Source organism: Streptosporangium sp. NPDC020145 (assembly GCF_040631275.1).
Classification (GTDB): Bacteria; Actinomycetota; Actinomycetes; order Streptosporangiales; family Streptosporangiaceae; genus Streptosporangium.
The window spans coordinates 267,761-287,139 of sequence record NZ_JBEXZT010000007.1 but is presented as its reverse complement, the minus strand read 5'-3'; the positions used below and the strand labels follow the sequence as shown (position 1 = coordinate 287,139).

19 protein-coding genes are annotated in these 19,379 nt (G+C 70.4%); 9 read left to right on the top strand and 10 right to left on the bottom strand.

All coding sequences use genetic code 11. The features are described 5' to 3' along the window. The first annotated feature begins 359 nt into the window (after positions 1-359). Together ABZ463_RS16490 and ABZ463_RS16485 are read left to right on the top strand one after the other, a co-directional pair. Positions 360-587 (top strand): DUF4287 domain-containing protein, encoded by a 228-nt coding sequence (locus tag ABZ463_RS16490; protein WP_352013939.1) that lies wholly within the window; start codon positions 360-362, stop codon positions 585-587. 76 nt (positions 588-663) lie between these two features. Further along, a complete protein-coding gene (locus ABZ463_RS16485; RefSeq protein WP_362776762.1) occupies positions 664-1,074 on the top strand; it encodes a PPOX class F420-dependent oxidoreductase in 411 nt (136 codons plus the stop codon). A gap of 57 nt (positions 1,075-1,131) precedes the next feature. On the opposite strand, the gene ABZ463_RS16480 is transcribed toward ABZ463_RS16485, so the two are convergent. The 3 genes from ABZ463_RS16480 to ABZ463_RS16470 all read right to left on the bottom strand — a co-directional run bounded on the left by ABZ463_RS16480 (position 1,132) and on the right by ABZ463_RS16470 (position 4,831). Next, positions 1,132-2,352 carry an acetyl-CoA C-acetyltransferase gene (locus ABZ463_RS16480; RefSeq protein ID WP_362776759.1) on the bottom strand — a complete coding sequence of 407 codons (1,221 nt, stop codon included), beginning with the start codon at positions 2,350-2,352 and terminating at the stop codon, positions 1,132-1,134. 102 nt (positions 2,353-2,454) lie between these two features. Further along, complete coding sequence (locus tag ABZ463_RS16475; RefSeq protein WP_362776756.1) at positions 2,455-3,783, bottom strand: PQQ-binding-like beta-propeller repeat protein; 1,329 nt, start codon at positions 3,781-3,783, stop codon at positions 2,455-2,457. Positions 3,784-3,856: 73 nt separating this feature from the next. After that, the gene (locus tag ABZ463_RS16470; RefSeq protein WP_352013880.1) at positions 3,857-4,831 is read right to left on the bottom strand and encodes an SGNH/GDSL hydrolase family protein; all 975 of its coding nucleotides are present in this window, start codon (positions 4,829-4,831) and stop codon (positions 3,857-3,859) included. 136 nt (positions 4,832-4,967) lie between these two features. Between ABZ463_RS16470 and ABZ463_RS16465 the strand changes: the two genes are divergently transcribed. Together ABZ463_RS16465 and ABZ463_RS16460 are read left to right on the top strand one after the other, a co-directional pair. Next, positions 4,968-6,338 carry a cystathionine beta-synthase gene (locus tag ABZ463_RS16465; RefSeq protein WP_362776753.1) on the top strand — a complete coding sequence of 457 codons (1,371 nt, stop codon included), beginning with the start codon at positions 4,968-4,970 and terminating at the stop codon, positions 6,336-6,338. Between the two features lie 222 nt (positions 6,339-6,560). Further along, the gene (locus ABZ463_RS16460; protein WP_362776751.1) at positions 6,561-7,040 is read left to right on the top strand and encodes a hypothetical protein; all 480 of its coding nucleotides are present in this window, start codon (positions 6,561-6,563) and stop codon (positions 7,038-7,040) included. A gap of 133 nt (positions 7,041-7,173) precedes the next feature. Here the strand turns inward: ABZ463_RS16460 and ABZ463_RS16455 are convergent, their stop codons facing one another. After that, positions 7,174-8,400, bottom strand: coding sequence for a histidine kinase (locus ABZ463_RS16455; protein ID WP_362776749.1), 1,227 nt, complete (start codon positions 8,398-8,400; stop codon positions 7,174-7,176). A 137-nt stretch (positions 8,401-8,537) separates the two neighbouring features. Between ABZ463_RS16455 and ABZ463_RS16450 the strand changes: the two genes are divergently transcribed. Continuing rightward, a complete protein-coding gene (locus ABZ463_RS16450) occupies positions 8,538-8,750 on the top strand; it encodes a hypothetical protein (protein ID WP_352013875.1) in 213 nt (70 codons plus the stop codon). Between the two features lie 150 nt (positions 8,751-8,900). After that, on the top strand, positions 8,901-10,040 hold the full coding sequence (locus tag ABZ463_RS16445) for a cystathionine gamma-synthase (RefSeq protein ID WP_362776745.1): 1,140 nt from the start codon (positions 8,901-8,903) through the stop codon (positions 10,038-10,040). Between the two features lie 289 nt (positions 10,041-10,329). On the opposite strand, the gene ABZ463_RS16440 is transcribed toward ABZ463_RS16445, so the two are convergent. Beyond that, complete coding sequence (locus ABZ463_RS16440) at positions 10,330-10,755, bottom strand: hypothetical protein (RefSeq protein ID WP_362776743.1); 426 nt, start codon at positions 10,753-10,755, stop codon at positions 10,330-10,332. A 365-nt stretch (positions 10,756-11,120) separates the two neighbouring features. Between ABZ463_RS16440 and ABZ463_RS16435 the strand changes: the two genes are divergently transcribed. Next, positions 11,121-11,543: a DUF6292 family protein gene (locus tag ABZ463_RS16435; protein ID WP_352013872.1), complete on the top strand. Its 423-nt coding sequence runs from the start codon at positions 11,121-11,123 to the stop codon at positions 11,541-11,543. A 20-nt stretch (positions 11,544-11,563) separates the two neighbouring features. Here ABZ463_RS16435 and ABZ463_RS16430 read toward each other — a convergent pair whose 3' ends face one another. Beyond that, positions 11,564-13,510: a hypothetical protein gene (locus ABZ463_RS16430; RefSeq protein ID WP_352013871.1), complete on the bottom strand. Its 1,947-nt coding sequence runs from the start codon at positions 13,508-13,510 to the stop codon at positions 11,564-11,566. Positions 13,511-13,540: 30 nt separating this feature from the next. Beyond that, on the bottom strand, positions 13,541-14,938 hold the full coding sequence (locus ABZ463_RS16425) for a sigma 54-interacting transcriptional regulator (RefSeq protein ID WP_352013870.1): 1,398 nt from the start codon (positions 14,936-14,938) through the stop codon (positions 13,541-13,543). Between the two features lie 210 nt (positions 14,939-15,148). On the opposite strand from ABZ463_RS16425, the gene ABZ463_RS16420 reads away from it, so the two are divergent. Both ABZ463_RS16420 and ABZ463_RS16415 read left to right on the top strand, forming a co-directional pair. Next, positions 15,149-16,291, top strand: coding sequence for an FIST N-terminal domain-containing protein (locus tag ABZ463_RS16420; RefSeq protein WP_352013938.1), 1,143 nt, complete (start codon positions 15,149-15,151; stop codon positions 16,289-16,291). Then, the gene (locus ABZ463_RS16415; RefSeq protein ID WP_362776739.1) at positions 16,292-17,287 is read left to right on the top strand and encodes an ROK family protein; all 996 of its coding nucleotides are present in this window, start codon (positions 16,292-16,294) and stop codon (positions 17,285-17,287) included. On the opposite strand, the gene ABZ463_RS16410 is transcribed toward ABZ463_RS16415, so the two are convergent. From ABZ463_RS16410 to ABZ463_RS16400, 3 genes are all read right to left on the bottom strand, one after another. Further along, positions 17,284-17,604 (bottom strand): helix-turn-helix transcriptional regulator, encoded by a 321-nt coding sequence (locus tag ABZ463_RS16410; protein ID WP_362776737.1) that lies wholly within the window; start codon positions 17,602-17,604, stop codon positions 17,284-17,286. The two genes, ABZ463_RS16415 and ABZ463_RS16410, sit on opposite strands and share 4 nt — an antisense overlap. Then, positions 17,601-17,957 carry a type II toxin-antitoxin system RelE/ParE family toxin gene (locus ABZ463_RS16405; RefSeq protein WP_362776735.1) on the bottom strand — a complete coding sequence of 119 codons (357 nt, stop codon included), beginning with the start codon at positions 17,955-17,957 and terminating at the stop codon, positions 17,601-17,603. Before ABZ463_RS16405 ends, ABZ463_RS16410 begins: the two co-directional genes overlap by 4 nt. Positions 17,958-18,142: 185 nt before the next feature. Next, positions 18,143-19,306: an alpha/beta hydrolase gene (locus ABZ463_RS16400; protein WP_362776734.1), complete on the bottom strand. Its 1,164-nt coding sequence runs from the start codon at positions 19,304-19,306 to the stop codon at positions 18,143-18,145. Between the last annotated feature and the right edge of the window lie 73 nt (positions 19,307-19,379).

The following is a 19,379-nucleotide window of genomic DNA, read 5'->3' as shown; positions in this document are numbered from 1 at the left end:
GCGCCACCCCGGTGACGCGGGGTGTTCGCTTTCCACCCCCGGATATCCTCGGCGCCAAGCGTGAAGGGTTTGCTCATGCCTTACCGGTGCCGTGCGTGAGGAGTGTCCGGCTTGGGCGCCGTCGGCGCTTGGACTGAGGAACGCAGGAGCGCAGCGACGGAGTGACGAGGGAAAGCGCCGACTCGGAGGCGCCCAAGCCCGCGACGCCGTCAGGCGGCGCAAGGAGACAGGGCCACAGCCCGCGTCACCGAAGGTGACGCAAAGGAACGCCAAATGATGGATGGGCAGGTCCGCAGGGCTTGCTATCTCGGGACACGTGAGGCACTGTCAAGCAAAGGAGCCTATCCGTGGAGGTGCCCATGTCGTTGAGCCACTCACTGGAGACGCAGAGCAAGCTGATCGCTAGAGTCACGGATATCACCGGCCGCGCACTCCCAGAGTGGTTCCAAGCCATCGACAACGGCCCGTCCTTCCTGCGCTGCGAGGAGCGGGCCAACTGGCTCGCCCAGGAGCACGGGCTGTCCCACGGCTACGCCGCCGCCATCGTGCGTGAGCACGAACGTCGCCGCCACAGCCGTCGTATGTAAGTTATCCGTCTTCCGCGAGCCCGCGCCTCCCATCGGGGGGTGCGGGCTTCTGTGTGCCCGGTCCATGATGGGGATCATGGATCTCGACAAGGCACGTGACTTCATCCGCGTCAACCACCGTGCGGTTCTGCTGACCAAGCACGCCGACGGACGTCCGCAGCTCTCCCCGGTGACGGTCGGGCTGGACGCCGAGGGGCGCGCGATCGTCAGTAGCAGGGAGACCGCCGCCAAGGTTCGCAACCTTCGCAGGGACCCGCGGGCCACGCTCTGCGTGATGAACGACTCCTTCTACGGTGACTGGATCCAGATCGAAGGGGAGACGGAGGTCCTCTCGCTGCCTGAGGCGATGGAACCGCTGGTCGGCTACTACCGGGACATCTCCGGCGAGCACCCCGACTGGGACGACTACCGGGCCGCCATGGAGCGGGACCGGCGGGTCCTGCTGCGCGTCACCATCACCCGCGCGGGCCCCGACATCCACGGCTGAGACGCCGCCGCGCCGTACCCACCCGTGTCGCAGGGGTACGGCGCGGCGTTTCCCGGTTCAGCTGAGGCGTTCCAGGATCATGGCCATGCCCTGGCCACCGCCGACGCACATGGTCTCCAGGCCGATCGTCCTGTCGTGGAAGCGCAGGCTGTTGACCAGGGTCGAGGTGATGCGGGCGCCGGTCATGCCGAAGGGGTGCCCGACCGCGATGGCGCCGCCGTTGACGTTGAGCCGGTCGAGGTCGACGCCGAGGTCGCGGTAGGACGGGATGACCTGGGCCGCGAAGGCCTCGTTGATCTCGACGAGGTCCACGTCGCCGATGGCCATGCCCGCCCTGGACAGTGCCTGCCGGGAGGCCTCGACCGGCCCGAGCCCCATGATCTCGGGGGACAGGCCGGTCACACCGGTCGAGACGATCCTGGCCAGCGGGGTGATGCCCAGTTCCGCGGCCCTGACGTCGCTCATCACGATCACCGCGGCCGCGCCGTCGTTCAGCGGGCAGCAGTTCCCCGCCGTGACGGTCCCGTCGGGCCGGAAGACCGGCTTGAGCTGGGAGACGGCCTCGTAGGTCGTCCCCTGGCGGGGGCCGTCGTCCCTGGTCACCACGGTGCCGTCCGGCAGGGTCACCGGGGTGATGTCACTCTCCCAGAAGCCGTTGGCGATGGCCTCCTCGGCGAGGTTCTGCGACCGGACACCGAACTCGTCCTGTTCCCGGCGCGAGACACCCCTGAGCGCGGCGACGTTCTCCGCGGTCTGGCCCATGGCGATGTAGGCGTCGGGCAGCTCGCCGTCCTCACGGGGGTCGTGCCAGACCTCGCCACCGCCTTCGGCGGCCCGCGCCGTACGGCTGCGCGCCTCGGCGAACAGTTCGTTCTCGGTCTCGGGCAGCGAGTCGGAGTTGCCCTTGACGAACCGGGAGACGCACTCGACGCCCGCCGAGACGAAGACGTCGCCCTCGCCCGCCCTGATCGCGTGCAGGGCCATCCTCGTGGTCTGCAGGGACGACGAGCAGTAGCGGGTGACGGTCGTGCCGGGCACGCCGTCGAGTCCGAGCAGGGTGGCGACCACCCGGCCCATGTTGAACCCCTGCTCGCCGCCGGGCAGACCGCAGCCCAGCATCAGGTCGTCGATGGTCGTGGGGTCGAGCTGGGGCACCTTGGCCAGGGCGGCCCTGACGATCTGGACGGTCAGGTCGTCAGGGCGGATGTCCTTGAGCGATCCCTTGAATGCGCGTCCGATGGGCGAGCGCGCGGTCGCGACGATGACTGCCTCGGGCATGGGGCTCTCCTGGGTTGTCGGGCACTCCTGAGCGGAGGCTACTCCCCGGTAGGGCGAAGGTCGCGAGGGGGGCGGCCCGGAACAGAACTTTGTACGGGGGCGTCAGCCGTACATGCCGGGGGCGGTCGGGGTGCCGTCCTTGACGCCGTGCAGCCCGCCCAGCTCGTCGCGCCATATCCGCCAGCCCCCCTGGCTGCCGGTGAACCACGCGGGCGGAGCCTCGGAGCCGTTCGTCCTCTTGCCGCTGGCCAGGTCGAACTCGCACAGGGAGGCCACCGGGTAGAAACCCGCCGCCTGGTGCTTGAGGGGGAGCGGCCTGGGGTCGGTGACGCAGAAGGACCAGCCGCGTTGGTCCCTGATCTCGGTGCCGCGGCCTGTGGCCAGGTCGAAGGCGCTGCCCTGCCGGCCGTGCTTGAGGAAGCCGAGGGTGTCCATCCGGTCGGGGAAGGCCAGCCACCAGCCGGAACCGGGGATCTGGGCCGCGGAGATCTGACCCAGGACCCGCCCGTTGCTCGCGTCGAGCCTGGCGAACCCGCCGTACTGGCCCCGTGGGTCGACGGGGCGCACGACGGGGGCCAGGCCGGGGCTGCCGCTGGGGTAGACCCGCACCACGGAGGGACGCAGCCAGTTGACCGTGCCGTCGGTGAGCTTGACGGAGAACAGGCCGAAGGCGGAGACCCGTTTCTTCGAGGGACCGGTGTAGGGGGCGACGTAGCCGACGAGGTCGTCGGCCGTCGAGCCGAAGGCCCACCCGCCGGACAGGTCGACCCCGGGGCCGAGCGCCTCCTCGACGGGCAGCCGCCACGGACGCCTGCCCGAGGCCAGGTCGTAGGCCTCAAGGACGGGGTGACGGGCCATGCGCAGGAGCACGGCGTGGGAGGCGCCGGACCACTCGACCTCGGCGATGCCGGGCAACTGCCACATCGGCTTGCCGGTCTCCGGGGCCAGCACGGACATCCGGGCCTTGGACAGGGCGGTGTCCTCTGAGACGCACACGAACGCCCCGCAGCGCTGCGGCCCGAAGGTCGAGTGCAGCGGGCGTGTCCACAGCCGGTTGCCGGTGCGCGCGTCACGGCCGACAAGGGCGGCGTTCCAACGACCCTGGCGGACAGGGTCGACCGTGACCGCGACGAGCCGTCCGCCGGAGGACTGGACGATCGCCGGGGCGGGGACGCCCATGCCCGGCAGCCGACCGGCCATGGTCGCGGGGTGCGCCCACAGCTTTCTGCCCGTGGCCAGGTCGAGGGCGACGGTCTCCAGCGTGCCGTCCGCCCTCATGGAGGTCGTCATGGCGACACCTGCGGCCGAGGTGGTACGGCTCACCGCGTTCACTTCGCCGTTGTGCCAGGTCGGATGGGCGGGAACGGCCGCCTCGCTGCCGGAACAGCCGGTCAGGGCGAGCACTCCGGCGAGGACCGCAGCCTTCTTCACGTGGGGCCGGATCACGGGCATTGCACTCCAAAAAGGCGAGACGTAACGGCCTCACCGCGGAGAGTGACCGTGGTCAGGCGTCGTTGGGCAGCACCCCGTGCCTCCGGCGGAGCAGTGTCGCCCACCGTCCGTGGGGTCCGGTTGCTCGGCCGGCGACGCGAGTCGCGGAGACTTCGGCGCCGGGTTCCTCCGCGGCCTTGGCCGCCACGAGGTAGATCGACCCACCGCGTTCGGAGCGCGGCTCCGGCCACAGTCCAAGCGCGGTGCACACAGACGGTAGCACCGCGTAAGCAACCTGTAGATAACCTTGAACAGATGGGTGGAAACGATCGGGTCCGAACATCTCGTCCGGGTTTGCGGAGAATTCACCGCCAAGCAGGTCGGCGAAGGCGACCGTACGGGCACCCGCCTCGACCACGGCCACGGTCTGCGCCGCGGCGAGCTGACGGCTCCAGCGCCGGGTCACCCAGCGCAGCGGCTGCGCGATCGGCCTGACCGTCCCCAGGTCGGGGCAGGTGCCGACGACGACCTCCGCCCCCGCCTCACGTAGCCGCCGCACCGCCTTCTGCAGGTGCCGTACGGCGTGGGTGGGCTTGGTCTGGGTGGTGACGTCGTTCGCGCCGACGAAGATCACCGCGATCTCGGGGGAGGCTTCGAGCGCCAGGTCGGTCTGGTCGTCCAGATCCGCCGAGACCGCGCCGGACCTGCCGACCACGGTCAGCCGTACCGGACGCTCGGCCACCGCGGCCAGCCCCGTGGCGATCAACACGCCCGGGGTCTGCGCCGCCTCGGAGGTGCCCAGACCGACCGAGGTCGAATCACCCAGCATGACCATCCGGACCGGCTCACCGGCGAAGTCACCGTAAACCCCGTCGGAGGGCGGCCCCTCCATGCCGTGCGGGCGGCCGACGATGCGCCGGGCCAGCAGGGCCTCGCCCATCAGCAGGCCGTACGTGACCGCGCCGAGCGCGGTGAGCCCTCCTCCGCCGACGGCCGCGGCGGCGGCGATACGACGGGCGGCCCGAGCCGCCCCCGGTGTCCAGATCACCTGGCGTTGCCCCTTCGGTACCCCACGACGGGTAGCGTTGCCTTGAACCTAGCCGAGAGTCCCACCAACCCCCTTGGGGGCACGGCGTTCAGCACAACAAGCCGACCTGGCTCTGTATTTCGAGGTGATCGTCGCGATGCGTGTGTATGACTCGCTTGTGGAACTGATGGGAAACACGCCGCTTGTCCGGCTGCGGAAGGTGACCGCCGGGGTGCCCGCCCAGGTGCTCGCCAAGGTGGAGTACTTCAATCCCGGCGGCTCGGTGAAGGACCGGATCGCGGTGCGCATGATCGACGCGGCGGAGCGGTCGGGCGCGCTGGTGCCCGGCGGCACGATCGTCGAACCCACCTCCGGCAACACCGGCATCGGCCTGGCCATGGTGGCGCAGCAGCGCGGCTACCGCTGCCTGTTCGTCGTGCCGGACAAGGTCGCCCAGGACAAGATCGCGGTACTGCGCGCCTACGGGGCCGAGGTCGTGGTCTGCCCGACGGCGGTCTCCCCGGACCACCCGGACTCCTACTACTCGGTCTCCGACCGGCTGGCCAGGGAGACGCCGAACGCCTGGAAGCCCGACCAGTACTCCAACCCCGGCAACCCCGAGAGCCACTACCACTCGACCGGGCCGGAGATCTGGGAGCAGACGGAGGGGCGGATCACCCACTTCGTCGCGGGCATCGGTACCGGCGGCACGATCAGCGGCACCGGACGCTACCTCAAGGAGGTCTCCGGCGGCCGGGTCAAGATCATCGGAGCCGACCCCGAGGGGTCCGTCTACTCGGGCGGCACCGGCAGGCCGTACCTCGTTGAGGGCGTCGGAGAGGACATCTGGCCCTCCACCTACGACACCACGATCTGCGACGAGGTCATCGCGGTCTCCGACAAGGACTCCTTCGGCATGACGCGCCGTCTGGCCCGTGAGGAGGCGCTCCTGGTCGGCGGCTCCTGCGGGATGGCGACGGTCGCGGCGCTGCGGGTCGCCAGGCAGGCCGGCCCCGAGGACGTGGTCGTCGTGCTGCTGCCCGACGGCGGCCGGGGCTACCTGTCGAAGATCTTCAACGACGAGTGGATGGCCGACTACGGCTTCCTGACCACCTCCTCGGAGGAGGGCCTGGTCAGGGACGTGCTGGTCCGCAAGGGCGCGGGCATGCCCGAGTTCGTGCACACCCACCCGCACGAGTCGGTCGACACGGCCATCGCGATCATGCGGGAGTACGGCGTCTCGCAGCTGCCGGTGATGAAGGAGGAGCCGCCGGTCATGGCCGCCGAGGTTGTGGGCTCGATCGTGGAACGCGACCTGCTCGAAGCCCTCTACCGGGGCCGCGTACGGCCGACCGACCCACTGGCCGAGCACATGTCCCAGCCCCTGCCCATGATCGGCGCGGGAGAGCCGGTCTCCATCGCGATAGAGGCCCTGGAGAAGGCCGACGCCGCCGTGGTCCTGGACGACGGCAAGCCCGTTGGCCTGGTGACCCGCCAGGACCTGCTGGCGTTCCTGGTCAACAACTAGTCGTGCTCCCCTTTCCCTCGCGGCGCCTTCGACGCCGCGAGGGCCTGGGCGCCGCGGGTCCATGCCTTCCCTCTTCGGCCGCTGCGCGCACCTGGCAGTCGGAGACGAATGCCCGACAGGGCCCGTCCAGCACGAGGACCCGGGTCGGGGTCGTCGGAGGAAAACGGCTCCGTTGAGAACCTTCGCCACCGTTTCGTAGTCGAACAGAGCATGATGAAGACGATGATCGGGGCATCGCTCCTCGCCGGTTCACTGCTGGTCGTCGGCACCACCGTGGCCGACGCCCAGACGAGGCCCACGCTGGGCCCCTACGGTTACGGTGCCGTCAAGCTCGGTATGACCGTCACGCAGGCCAAGAAGACAGGGGGCGTCGTCAAGAAGCTGTCCGGCGACGGCGGCTGCTCCGGCTGGGACCTGAAGGACTTCCCCACTCCCAAGGACTCGGTCGGCGTCTTCATCTCGCCGAAGGTGGGACTGGCCGCCATCTTCGCCGCGAAGGGCATGAGGACTCCGGAAGGCGTCGGGATCGGCTCCACCGCCAAGCAGATGAAGACCGCCTATCCGCACATCAAGAAAGACGTCCACGACTTTTATGTGATCACGGTTCCCGGAAACAAGAAGGCCTACTACACCTTCGGCGTCACGCGCGGCAAGGTCACCGAGTACGGCATCGCGCTCAACAAGCAGGACTGTTTCAACTGAGCGGCGTGACGTCGCGGGCCGAGGCGGAGGGACGCCCAGCCCGCTGTCGGCGCCGTGGGGTGAAGCCCTGGACGCTCCCTCAACCATCACAGGTGATCGAAGGTTGCGCGAAGAGGCGCGGCCTTCGGCGCCGCTAGGCGCCGCCAAGGGACACGGGAAAGCCCGCCACCACTTCCCAGGCCCCCGTGTAGGTGTGGCCCGCGGTCAGGCGGCCGCCCAGGGCCTCCACACGTTCGGACATGCCGACCAGACCGAATCCGCCGCCGAGGCGGGAGATCTTGGCGTCGGTCGCCGAGCCGTAGTTGCGTACGCGCAGCCACACCCAGTGTGTTCCCTGGTGCTGCTCCCTCCTGGGAGGGCCGGGGGAAGGCCCGGCGGAGGGCCCGTTTGGGGGGCCGCCGAGCCGTAGGTCGGCCTCGACCCAGCCGGTGCCCGGGGCGTGCCTGCGCACGTTGGTGAGGGCTTCCTGCAGGACCCGGTGGAGGGTGGTCAGCACCTCGGGGGCCATGGTCTCGTCGTTGATGCCCTGGCCGATGTCGAAGGCGACCTGGGGGCCGCCCGCGGAGAACCGTTCGACCAGGGTGCGCATGTCCATGAGCGTGCTGCCGGGGGAGCGGGCGGCCCCGTCCTGGGCGCGCAGCACGCTGACCAGGCGGCGCATGGAGGTCAGCGCGTCGGCTCCCGCCCCGGCTATCGCGTCGAGCGCGGGGACGACGGCCTCGGGCTTGTGCTCGGCCACGATCTTGGCGGCCTGGGCCTGGACGACGATTCCGGTGATGTGGTGGGCGACCAGGTCGTGCAGTTCCCTGGCGAGTTCGAGGCGTTCGGCGCGCCGTACCGAGTTGACGGCCTCCTTGCGGCGTTCGAGCTGGAAGCGCAGGTAGGCGCCCACCCCGGCGGCGATCGACCAGCCGACGAAGACGAGGAAGCCGACGGCCAGGGACGGGGTGTCCTCGCGCAGCCGTCCGGCGGCGCTCTCCAGCACGACGACGGACGCGATGGAGAACATCGCGGCCCTGCTGATGGGTTCGATCCAGCGCAGGCCCGCGATGGTGAGGATCAGCAGTGACCCGGTCTCGGCGAAGGAGGGCAGCCCGCTGACGTGGCTGGAGCCGATGATCAGGGTGGTGACGAACGACGCGACGAGCAGGGTGGCGTATCCGCTGATCCTGTGGGTACGGCGCAGCAGCACCGCCAGGACGCCGATGGCGCCGCAGACCGGGCCGAGCCAGACCACGGGGTTGTCGGGGCGGGTGAGCACGACCATCACGTCGAGCAGCAACAGCAGGGTGAGCCAGCCGATCAGAGCGATCTCGCTGAGCCGTTGGATCCAGTAGACGATGCGATGTGTCTCCCCCACGGCCACTGAGCCTAAGACTCTTGGCCAAATCGGACATCAGCCATTCGGTGGAGCGGCCTCATGGGGAACCGGTCCTTCAGCGGAGGCGCCCGCCGGGGTCCGCGGCCGATGCTTGAGGAGTCGAAGGGGGGACGGAGATGACCGTCATCGGAGTCCTGGTACTGATCGTTGGGTTCGTGGTCGCGCTGGCTCTGGCGCTCGCGGACCCGGTGGTTCTCTCGCGCATCAACGGCCAGGGCGGCGAGGGCGCCAGCGGCCGTCACATCAAGGTGCCGCCGGTCGAGGCGGGGGGTGAGGTCGTGTGGCTGCCGGGGCGTCACACGGCCGGCAGCGGGCACCGGGCCGCCTGACGGCGAATCCGCCGAAGGGGCTTCGCGGTGTGCCCGTGGCGGCTCCACCTGGGGGTACGGCCAGGCGGACCGGGTCGTCGGGGGACGGTCCGGCACGCCTGGCCGGGTGGACGCGACATGTGCCCGCCCGGGTGCGAGTAGCGTTGCCCTATGACTGAAGGATTCGAAACTCTGGCCATCCACGCAGGTCAGGAGCCGGACCCGTATACGGGGGCCGTCGTTCCGCCGATCTACGCGGTGTCCACGTACAAGCAGGACGGTGTCGGCGGTCTGCGCGCCGGATACGAGTACAGCCGTTCGGCCAACCCGACCAGGACCGCCCTTGAGGAGGCCGTCGCCGCGGTCGAGGGCGGCGCGCGAGGTCTTGCCTTCGCCTCCGGTCTGGCGGCCGAGGACACGCTGCTGCGCACGGTGTGCAGGCCGAGTGACCACGTTCTCATCCCGAACGACGCCTACGGCGGCACCTACCGGCTGTTCTCCAAGGTGAACCGGCCGTGGGACCTGCACTACGACCCGGTGGCCCTGGGCGACCTCGACGCGGTCGCCGCCGCCATGACGCCGAAGACCAGGATCGTCTGGGTCGAGACGCCGACGAACCCGCTGCTCGGCATCGCCGACATCGCGGCGCTGGCCGAGCTGGCCCACGACAACGGCGCGCTGCTCGTGGTGGACAACACCTTCGCCTCGCCGTACCTGCAGCAGCCGCTGGCGCTCGGCGCGGACGTCGTCGTCCACTCGACCACGAAGTATGTCGGCGGGCACTCCGACGTGGTCGGCGGCGCGCTCGTCACGGCCGACGCCGAACTGGGCGAAAGGCTCGCCTTCCACCAGAACGCCATGGGCGCGGTCGCCGGGCCGTTCGACGCGTGGCTGACGCTGCGGGGGCTCAAGACGCTCGCGGTGCGGATGGAACGGCACTGCGACAACGCCGAGCGGGTCGCCGACCTGCTGCTCGCCCACCCGAAGGTCTCCTCGGTGCTCTATCCCGGTCTGCCGGACCACCCAGGGCACGAGACCGCGGCCAAGCAGATGCGGCGGTTCGGGGGCATGGTCTCGTTCCGGGTCGCGGGGGGCGAGGCGGAGGCGGTCGAGATCTGCAACCGGACCAAGCTCTTCACGCTCGGTGAGTCCCTGGGCGGTGTCGAGTCGCTGATCGAGCACCCGGGGCGGATGACACACGCCTCGGCGGCCGGGTCGCCGCTTGAGGTGCCCGCGGACCTGGTCCGCCTGTCCGTCGGCATCGAGTCGGTCGACGACCTGCTCGCCGATCTCAGCCGGGCACTGGGCTGAGGCCGGGCGCTGGGCTGAGGCTGAACGGCTGGGTCGAGGCCGGGCCGGGCGTGCCCCTTCCGCCCGGCTTCGTGTGCTCTGCCGCCTGTTCCCGTGCGTTCCGGTGAACCGCCCCGGCACGGGAAAAGGGGAATGGCAGTGAATCGGAAACTCCCTGCCGGAAAAGGCGCTTTTCATGGTGTTCCGGAAAAGATCCTTTCCTGGCTGACGGCCGGGCGGAGATGATCTCGTGCCCGCCGTCTTCCGGGTCGGCCGTCTCCGCCGCCGTCAGAGGTCTCCGGTTCCGTTCTCAGGCGGGGCTGCCCCAGACCATCAGCACCAGGATGACCAGCCAGATCAGGGCGATCACCCCGGAGAAGGCGGCGATCCGCCCGCGCTGGGCCTTCGCGTCGTCGGTCGAGGGCTCGGCGCTGAGCAGTTTGATGGCGGAGGCCTGGTCGCGGTCCACGATGACCAGGAGGACCGCGGCGACGATGAACAGCGTCATGGAGACCGACAGGTAGGGCCTGCCGAGATACTCGCGGCCGAGCAGCAGGCCGGCGACGAAGACGCCGATCGCGCCGATGGCGTAGATCCGGGTGGTCCTGTGCAGGTAGCGCAGGACGCTGAGGTCCCTGGAGCGGATGAACTTCGGCGTGGACATCGTCACCGCGGTGAGCGGTCCGAGCGTGAAGATCGCGAAGCCGATGTGCAGCCAGAGCAGCAGTTGGGTCATGAACCAGACATTAGCCCTCGGTGATCTCGGTCAGGGAAGGCACGCCCTGGGAAGCCGGCGGCCGCGGTCCTGGATCACACAGGGTCAGAGGGCGGGGCTTCAGGGCGGGGCTCAGGTCGGAAGCGGGGGCTCCGCCGGAACCGGCGTCCCAAGTTTGCGGACAGAACATCACAATTTGGATAATCCGCATTTATGGTGATGTGCGATGGTAGATCTTCTTATTAATGCGCTAAGCATCCCATTGAAGTGAGTAGGATCACCGATGGGTTCGCTCTTGGGCGCCGAGGCCGTCGGCAACGAGATCACGGCCGTGCCGGGCGAGCAGTCAACCAGATCATGCACGACGGCACAAGGGAGTGCCCCCTGTGGGTGTGAGACATGTGGAGCCGTACACCGAGGAGTGGCGCAGCCAGCCGTCCTCCTACGTGAGCCGCGTCGTCGAGGCGCTGGGCGTCCAGGCCACCGGCTGGTGGGCGGGGCCCTGTGACCCGAGGGCCGCCACGATCCTGCTGACCGGCGGCGACGCCCTGGTGTGGGACGAGGAGAGCGGCTGGTGCCGGGGCCGCTACGTGTCCGGCGACCGTGAGCGCTGCACCGTCCTGGCCGACCCCCGCTATCTCGGCGGAGGCCTGCTGCCCAGCCCCGAACGGGTTCCCGCCGCGGTCGAGGACGCCCGCGCCGGAGTCGGCAACAGTACGGCCTGGCGGCCCTGCTACCGGTCGTACCGCCACTACCACGACGGTTTCGACCTCGCGCTCAACCACTACCTCGCCTACGCCGACGCCTGACAGGCCCTTCGAGGAAGGGTTCAGCGCTTCCTGCGGACCCGCAGGAAGTCGCTGACGACGTACTCGCCGAGCCGGTCGGCGTTGGAGGAGAAGACCCGGCCGCCGTTGCGCCTGGCCACCTCGTTCACGAAGTCCCTCAGCCGCTCGTCGTCGGCGAGCATGAAGACGTTGAGCGTCGCCCTGCGCCGGGTCATCTTGTCCACCTCGGCCAGCGTCAGGTCGAGCGTCTCGCGCGTCGGCGGCCACTCGAAGGCGGCCGAGCCGTTGCGCCGCAGGTGGGCGGTCGGCTCACCGTCGGTGACCACGAGCACGACCGGCTCGAAGTCCGGATGGCGGTCCAGGTGGCGGCCCGCGATCAGCAGCGCGTGGTGCAGGTTGGTGCCCTGGACCATGTCCCATTCGAGCCCGGCCAGCTCGTCGGGCTGCAGGACCCGGGCGTAGTTGGAGAAGCCGATGATCTGCACCGAGTCCTGGGGGAACTTCGAGGCGACCAGCGCCTGCAGGGCCATCGCGGTCTGCTTGGCCGCCGCCCAGGTGCCGCGCAGCGCCATCGAGTAGGACAGGTCGACCAGCAGGCACACCGCGGCCGCGGTGCGCCGCTCGGTCTCGGCCACCTCGAAGTCGTCGACCGAGAGGGTCACCGTCCCCGCCGCTCCGCCGCGCCGTACGCCGTTGACGACCGTGCGGACCACGTCGATGGGCTGCTCGTCGCCGAAGCGCCACGGCCGGGTCGAGCCGGTCAGCTCCCCGGCGGAGCCCGCGTCCACCTGGTCGTGATCGCCCCTGCGACCGGAGTCGAGGGAGGCGAAGACGCGGCGTAGGGCGGTCTCCCCGAGGCGGCGCACCGCCTTGGGGGTGAGTTCGAGCTTGCCGCGCTGGCGGCGCAGGTATCCCTGCCGTTCGAGCTCTCGTTCGATCCGCTTGAGCGCGTCCAGGTCGTCGACGGCGGAACGGCCGAGGGCGCGGCGGACGGCCGCCTCGTCGATGTCGTCGAGGCGGGCGCCCGGGTAGTCCTGGCGCAGCGCGGCCTCAAGCTGGGTGAGGTCGGCCAGCTCCTCAAGGGCGTTGACCGCGTCGCCCATCCCCAGGGGGTCCTCGCCGGAGAGTCGTTCGGGGGTGTTCCAGGCCAGGTCGGGCCGGCGGGCGTAGAGGGAGTCGCCGAGGCGGCGCATCTGCTCGCCGAGCCCGGCCTGGTCGAGCGTCTGGTCGATCAGGCGGCTGAGCTCCTCGCGCTGGCGGGGGGTGAGCGAGGCCATCAGACGCTGGGTGGCGGCAGCCCTGCGGGCGAGGAGGTCGACCAGCTCCTCCAGGTTCCGCGGCGCCTCCGGAAACATGTCCCCGTATTTCGACATGAAGGCGTCGAAGTCTTCCGGGGTGTGTTCGCCCCGCGCATCCCGGTCCAGCATGTCGTTCAGCGCCGACATCATCTGCCCGACCCGCTCCATCGCGGCCGGATCGGGGTTGGCCAGCGCCTCGCGCATCCCGCGGAACTGGGTGTCGAGCACCTCCCTGCGCAGCAGGTCGCGCAGTTCCTCGAAGGTCTGACGCGCGGCGGCCGAACGCCACTGGTAGCCGCTCAGCTCCTGGATCGCGCCGGCCGCGTCGGAGGGCAGGCCGTCCAGCTCCGCCTCACGCAGTCTGGCGTCGTCGGACGGGTCGGGGAACAGCTCCGCGCGCTCCTGGCCGATCGCCTTGTCCAGCAGCGCCCTGGCCTGTTCGAGCGTCCCGTCGAGACGACCGCGCTCGCGCAGCTCACGCCTGCGCCGCCGTACCTCGCGGAGCAGGTCGTCCAGGCCGCGGCGGTCGTCCGCCCCCGGCAGGCCCTGCTTGAGCAGGTCACGCAGGGCGTGGGACGGGTTGGCCCCGGCCAGCACGGAGTCGCCCATCTGGTCGAGCGCCGAACGCACGTCGTACGGCGGCGCGAGCGGGTCGGGCCCTTCCCGGTACTCGCCATAGCGATAGCTCATCGAACGCCCTCCAACACGCGCCGCCGGGCCTCAGGTGCGGTAGACCGTCGTGCCGTCAACCTCGTCCTTGGACAGACGCCGCAGGAGATACAGGCCCTCAAGGGCGAACTCAAGGGCCGCCGCGGCGTGCCCGGGGGACTCGTCGCCGATGCCGAGCCCCGACATGATCTTGGCGAGTCCCGGCACGGGGCCGATCCCGCGCAGCAGGTCCGCGGCGGGGACCATGGCCCCCGACTCCACCTGGGTGCCCTCGGAGAACCGTTCGAGCAGCGGGGCCAGGTCGAGGCCGCCGATGGTGCCGCGGAAGGTCTCCGCGACGGCCCTGCGCAGCAGGTGGGACAGGACCTCGGTCTCCCGGCCCTCCTCGCTGACCTCGAACTCCACCTTGCCCCGCAGGGTGTGCACGATGCCCGGCAGGTCGGCGACCCGGGTCACCGCGCGCTCCTCGCCGGTCAGCGCCGCCCGCCGTACGGCTGAGGCGGCGGCGGTCTCGGCGGCGGCGATGGAGAAACGGGCCGAGACCCCGGAGCGCGCGTCGACCGCGGTCGACTCACGGACCAGGCGGGTGAAGCGGGCGATCACCTCGACCAGGTGGTCGGGCAGGTCGGCTCCCACCTGGTCGAGCGCGGCCTCCTGGCGGATGAGCCGGAGCTCGGTCTCGACGGACAGGGGGTAGTGGGTGCGGATCTCGGCGCCGAAGCGGTCCTTCAGCGGGGTGATGATCCGGCCCCGGTTGGTGTAGTCCTCCGGGTTGGCGCTGGCGATCAGCAGGATGTCCAGCGGCAGGCGCAGGTTGTATCCCCTGACCTGGATGTCGCGCTCCTCAAGCACGTTGAGCAGCGAGACCTGGATCCGCTCGGCCAGGTCGGGCAGCTCGTTGACCGAGAAGACACCCCGGTTGCTGCGGGGGACCAGGCCGTAGTGGACGGTCTCCGGATCGCCGAGCGTGCGCCCCTCGGCGATCTTGATGGGGTCGATGTCACCGATCAGGTCGCCGACGGAGGTGTCCGGGGTGGCGAGCTTCTCGCCGTAACGCTCGTCCCTGTGCCGCCAGGCGACCGGAAGCTCCTCGCCCGCCTCGTCGGCGAGCCTGCGGCAGCGGGCGCAGGAGGGGGCGTAGGGGTGGTCGTTGATCTCACAGCCGTCGACGACCGGCGTCCACTCGTCGAGGAGACCGGTCACCGTGCGGATGAGCCGGGTCTTGCCCTGCCCCCGCTCGCCGAGCAGGACCAGGTCGTGCCCGGCCAGCAGGGCTGTCTCCAGGTGTGGCAGGACGGTCTCGTCGAAACCCACGATGCCGGGGAACCTCGGCTGCCCGGCCCGTAGCCGGGCCAGCAGGTTCTCGCGGATCTCGGCCTTTACCGTGCGGTGGACATGGCCGCTCGCGCGAAGATCGCGCAGAGTACGTGGCTCTGGGATTTGAGGCACGAGATTGAGCCTACGTCCCCGAAGCCGAAACCGGGACTGTTATCCCGCTTTCGGATCTTGGACATCGTGTGCCGTCCGGCGCGCGTGCATGTCCTCACAGTGGGGAGAATCGCTGCAAGGCAAGGCTTCGGACAAGAAGGGGAGGTGAGACGAGTGGCGCTGTTGACGAGCTGCTTCTCCGACGGTCTCGCCGTGGGCTCCGACCTGGTCATGGCGGCGGAGACCGCCGTGCGCCAGGCCATCTCCGGCCTGACCGGGCCGCCTCACCTGGTCTGTTTCTTCATCTGCGGCGACGACCCCGACGAGGTCGCCCAGGCGGGGCTGCGCGTCATGCGGATGACACCGGAGGCGGCGGTGATCGGCTGCAGCGCGACGGGCGTGATCGGCGACGGCCGGGGTGTGGAGGTCACCCCTGCGGTGAGCGCCTGGGCCGCGACCCTCGACGGAGCCCGGCTGACGACCTTCGCCCTGGACACCCTCAGGGCCGATGACCGTTTCGTGGTCGTCGGCCTGCCGGAACCCCAGGCCGACGACCACGCGGCCATCCTCTTCGCCGACCCCTACAGCTTTCCGACCGACGGCTTCGTCGAACGTTCCGACGAGGTCCTCGGTGACCTGCCGCTGATCGGCGGCCTGGCCAACGCGCTCAGGGGCAGGGGAGCCGTACGGCTGTTCGCCGACGGCGAGGTCTACACCGAGGGAGCGGTCGGCGTCCTGCTCGGCGGAGCCGTCGATGTCAGGACCGTGGTCAGCCAGGGTTGCCGTCCGATCGGCCCGACGATGGCCGTCACCGGGGTAGAGGACAACCTTCTGCTCGAACTCGCGGGCCAGCCCGCCCTGGCCAGGCTTGAGGAGGTGGTCAGCGCGCTTGACGAGGACGAACGGGAGCTGGTCGCCTCAGGACTGCAGATCGGCGTCGCCATGGACGAGTACGCAGAACGGCACGAGCACGGCGACTTCCTCATCCGGGGGGTGCTCGGCATCGACCCGGAACGGGAGGCCGTCGCCATCGGGGACGTCGTCGAGATCGGCCGTACGGTGCGCTTCCAGGTGCGTGACGCCGCGACCGCCGACGAGGACCTCTACGAGCTGCTCGACGCCCACCGCGAGGAGTTCGGCGGAGTGGACGGCGCGCTGCTGTTCTCCTGCAACGGCAGGGGGTCGGCCATGTTCGGCAGCGCCGACCACGACGCCGTCGCGGTCAGGGAGACCCTCGGCCCGATCGGCGTCGCCGGGTTCTTCGCCGCGGGCGAGGTCGGCCCCGTCGGGGGCCACAACCACGTGCACGGTTTCACCGCCTCCGTCCTGGTCTTCTCCTCACGCCCCGGCGGCGACAGACCGTATGATCGCTAGATGTCCGGATCGGTGCTCGCCGTCGACATCGGCGGGACGAAGTTCGCCGTCGCCCTGGTCGGCAGTGAGGCCGGCGGCGAGGGCGAGGTCCTCAGGGCCCGCAGGACGGCGACACCCCCGGGTGGCGACGCCCAGACGCTGTGGAGGACGCTCGACTCCCTGATCGACGCGCTGCTCACGGAACCGGCCGAGGTCGTGGGTGTCGGGGTCGGCTGCGGTGGCCCGATGAACTGGCCGGAGGGCGAGGTCTCGCCGATCAACATGCCCGGCTGGCGTGACTTCCCGCTCAGGGCGCGGCTGGCGGAGCGCTTCCCCGGCGTGCCGGTGCGCGTGCACAACGACGCCGTCTGCCTGGCCGTCGCGGAACACTGGCGGGGTGCGGGCCGGGGCAGCGCCAACATGCTCGGCATGGTCGTCTCGACGGGGGTGGGCGGCGGGCTCGTCCTGGACGGCCGGTTGATCAACGGCGGCAGCGGCAACGCCGGGCATGTCGGGCACGTCGTGGTCGAACCCGGCGGGCCGGTCTGCGGGTGCGGGGCCAGGGGCTGCCTTGAGGCCGTCGCGCGGGGTCCGGCCCTGGCCGCCTGGGCGCTGGGACGCGGTTGGCAGCCGGGCGCCGCCGTACGGGAGGCGCCCGGTCAGGGGGAGGCCGTGCCGTACGTGGAGGCGGCGACGGCGAGCGGGCGGCAGCTCGCCCTGGACGCCGCGGCGGGCGACCGGCTGGCGCTGGCCGCGATGGAACGGGCGGGACGGGCCCTCGGCCTGGCCGTCGCCGCCGCCGTCAACCTCTGCGACCTCGACCTCGTCACCGTCGGCGGCGGCCTCTCCCAGGCCGGACGCCTGCTGTTCGACCCGCTTGAGGCCGCGCTCGGCGAGCACACCCGGATGGGCTTCGCCCGCCGCGCCAGGGTGGTGCCCGCCGCCCTCGGCCAGGACGCGGGCCTGGTGGGCGCCGCCGCCCTCATCCTCGCCGCCTCCCACTACTGGCCCCGCTAACCGACCTTGAGCTGCTCGTCTCCGAAGTCGGCGATCAACCTGAGCGTTCCGCCGAGTGCGGCGACATACCGATCCAGAACCTCGCGCGTTGAAACGTCGCCTTTCTCGATCTGGGACACTCTGCCCACCGAGATCCCCATGCTCTCTGCGACGTCGTTCTGGGTGAGTCCGCGTCGTCTGCGCATGTCGGCCAGACGCCATGCCTGAGCTTCGTCGCACATGTGCTGGACCTCGGCCTCGAACCGGTCGGGCCCGCCTGCGGTCTCGACCGCGCGCTCCAGATGGCCGCTCTCCCGCCACCGACGATGGCCGCTCATCGCGTCATCTCCTTCTGCCGATCCACCAGGTAGGTCTCGTACAAACGCTCAGCGCGCGGGATCGCCGTTCGGTACCAGCGTTCCCAGCTACCCGCCTTGTCTCCCGCGACCAGCAGAGTCGCTGCCCGCCACGGATCGAAGACGAACGGAATTCTGACTTCGCTGCGTCCCGTGGATCCAGGCCGAAGCTCCTTCATGTTAGAGATCTTGGATCCTGTGATGCTGTCGACCAGTGGTCGTCCCTCGGCTGGACCGTTGCGTTCCAGGATGAGAATGGCCTGATTGACCAGTTTGTGCGACTGTCGATCGGTCTTGTGGAGGGTGTCGAGAAACTCTTCCACCTCGTCGTTCACGGCACCCCCGGGCTTGGCTGAAGTTTAGAATATTCTAAACTTTTCGGCTATGTCTCGGAGGGAGAACAAGGGTCTGACGTGGTGCTCACCGCGCTGGCGGGTCGTCACCCTTTCGCGTGGCCGAACGCGGGGGACGGTTGCGACGGTTGTGTCCCCGGTACGGCGGGGCCGTACCGGGGAGGGGGTCAGGGGGTCTTCCAGAGCCTGACCTCGGGGTTCCTGGGGGAGGGGCGGTTGAGCAGGGGGGAGGGGACCCCACGCAGGTGCAGGTCGAAGAAGGCCCGTACGTAGGAACGGGTGATCGGCACCGCCCTGGCGGCGGGGAGCGCGCCCGGAGGCGTGCCGAACTGCTCGATCAGCACCGGGTAGTCGGTGAACGACTCGTGCTCGGCGCCGGTGACCGTCGCCCAGCGCTTCCAGCCGGTCAGCCGTGGCCAGTTGTCCCGCCAGGACGTCTCCTCGTCGGGACCGCCGGGAAGGAACGACCCCTCGGTGCCGAACAACATGAACGGCCTGGCCAGGCCGCTCTCCGGGAGCGGGACGATGAACGAGCCGTCCATGACGAGGCCCGCGTCGATCCTGGGGTCGTCGACCATGGCCTGGGCCGCGCTGTTGCCGCCGATGGAGTGGCCCGCCATGCCGATCCTCGACGCGTCGATCAGGCCGGGCGGCCCCCACGCGGGATGGGCGCCGGTCAGCCTGCCGATGAGGAAGGACACGTCGGCCGAGCGGATCGCCGGGACGAGGCCGGGGGAGTCCTCGATCTCGCAGGCCGCGCAGGTGACGGTGGTGCCGTCGGGCAGGGTGGTCGCCATCGCCTCGTACGGGTGCCCGACCGTGGCGACCGCGTAGCCCCGGCTGGCCAGCTCCTCACTGAGCGTGGTGAGCGAGGAGCGCGGCAGGCCGAACCCCGGTGAGAGGACCACCAGGGGCAGCCCCGAACGCAAGGGCCGCGCCCCGGTCCTGGCGTTCGTCCTGATCCTGTTCAGCAGGTCCGGCGGGGGGCCCTCGACGCCCAGCCCGGCCAGCAGCAGCGCCGACTCGGCGGGGGTCACGTACCGAGTCCTGACGCCGGTCTTGGCGCGGGCCGGGTAGCGGAGCGTGACCATCAGCTCGCGCCGCCGCCCCGGCTCCCACGGGTCGGCGCGGGAGGAGTCGACCAGGTGCAGGTCGACGGCGCCGACCGGGTGGGGGCCCGTCGGCTTCGGCAGGACGGGGACCGTGAACCGGGCGGCGCTCACCGACGCGGACACCGACACGGGAGCGGAGGAGGGAGCGGCATGGGCAGGGGCGGCGACCACGGCCACGGTGACGCAGGCCGCCAGCCCTCTCACGAGAACTTTGATCATTCGACGAACCTAATTCCGGCTTTTCCCGCGGACGTGGGGCCGCGCGACAAAGGTTGCCGGTCCCGCGTCGTCC

Bases quoted from the DNA above. Each gene is read 5' to 3' on its own strand.
- ABZ463_RS16490 (WP_352013939.1), top strand. From the start codon at position 360: ATGTCGTTGAGCCACTCACTGGAGACGCAGAGCAAGCTGATCGCTAGA.
- ABZ463_RS16485 (WP_362776762.1), top strand. From the start codon at position 664: ATGGATCTCGACAAGGCACGTGACTTCATCCGCGTCAACCACCGTGCG.
- ABZ463_RS16480 (WP_362776759.1), bottom strand. From the start codon at position 2,352: ATGCCCGAGGCAGTCATCGTCGCGACCGCGCGCTCGCCCATCGGACGC.
- ABZ463_RS16465 (WP_362776753.1), top strand. From the start codon at position 4,968: ATGCGTGTGTATGACTCGCTTGTGGAACTGATGGGAAACACGCCGCTT.
- ABZ463_RS16460 (WP_362776751.1), top strand. From the start codon at position 6,561: ATGATCGGGGCATCGCTCCTCGCCGGTTCACTGCTGGTCGTCGGCACC.
- ABZ463_RS16450 (WP_352013875.1), top strand. From the start codon at position 8,538: ATGACCGTCATCGGAGTCCTGGTACTGATCGTTGGGTTCGTGGTCGCG.
- ABZ463_RS16445 (WP_362776745.1), top strand. From the start codon at position 8,901: ATGACTGAAGGATTCGAAACTCTGGCCATCCACGCAGGTCAGGAGCCG.
- ABZ463_RS16440 (WP_362776743.1), bottom strand. From the start codon at position 10,755: ATGACCCAACTGCTGCTCTGGCTGCACATCGGCTTCGCGATCTTCACG.
- ABZ463_RS16430 (WP_352013871.1), bottom strand. From the start codon at position 13,510: ATGAGCTATCGCTATGGCGAGTACCGGGAAGGGCCCGACCCGCTCGCG.
- ABZ463_RS16420 (WP_352013938.1), top strand. From the start codon at position 15,149: ATGGCGGCGGAGACCGCCGTGCGCCAGGCCATCTCCGGCCTGACCGGG.
- ABZ463_RS16415 (WP_362776739.1), top strand. From the start codon at position 16,292: ATGTCCGGATCGGTGCTCGCCGTCGACATCGGCGGGACGAAGTTCGCC.
- ABZ463_RS16410 (WP_362776737.1), bottom strand. From the start codon at position 17,604: ATGAGCGGCCATCGTCGGTGGCGGGAGAGCGGCCATCTGGAGCGCGCG.
- ABZ463_RS16400 (WP_362776734.1), bottom strand. From the start codon at position 19,306: ATGATCAAAGTTCTCGTGAGAGGGCTGGCGGCCTGCGTCACCGTGGCC.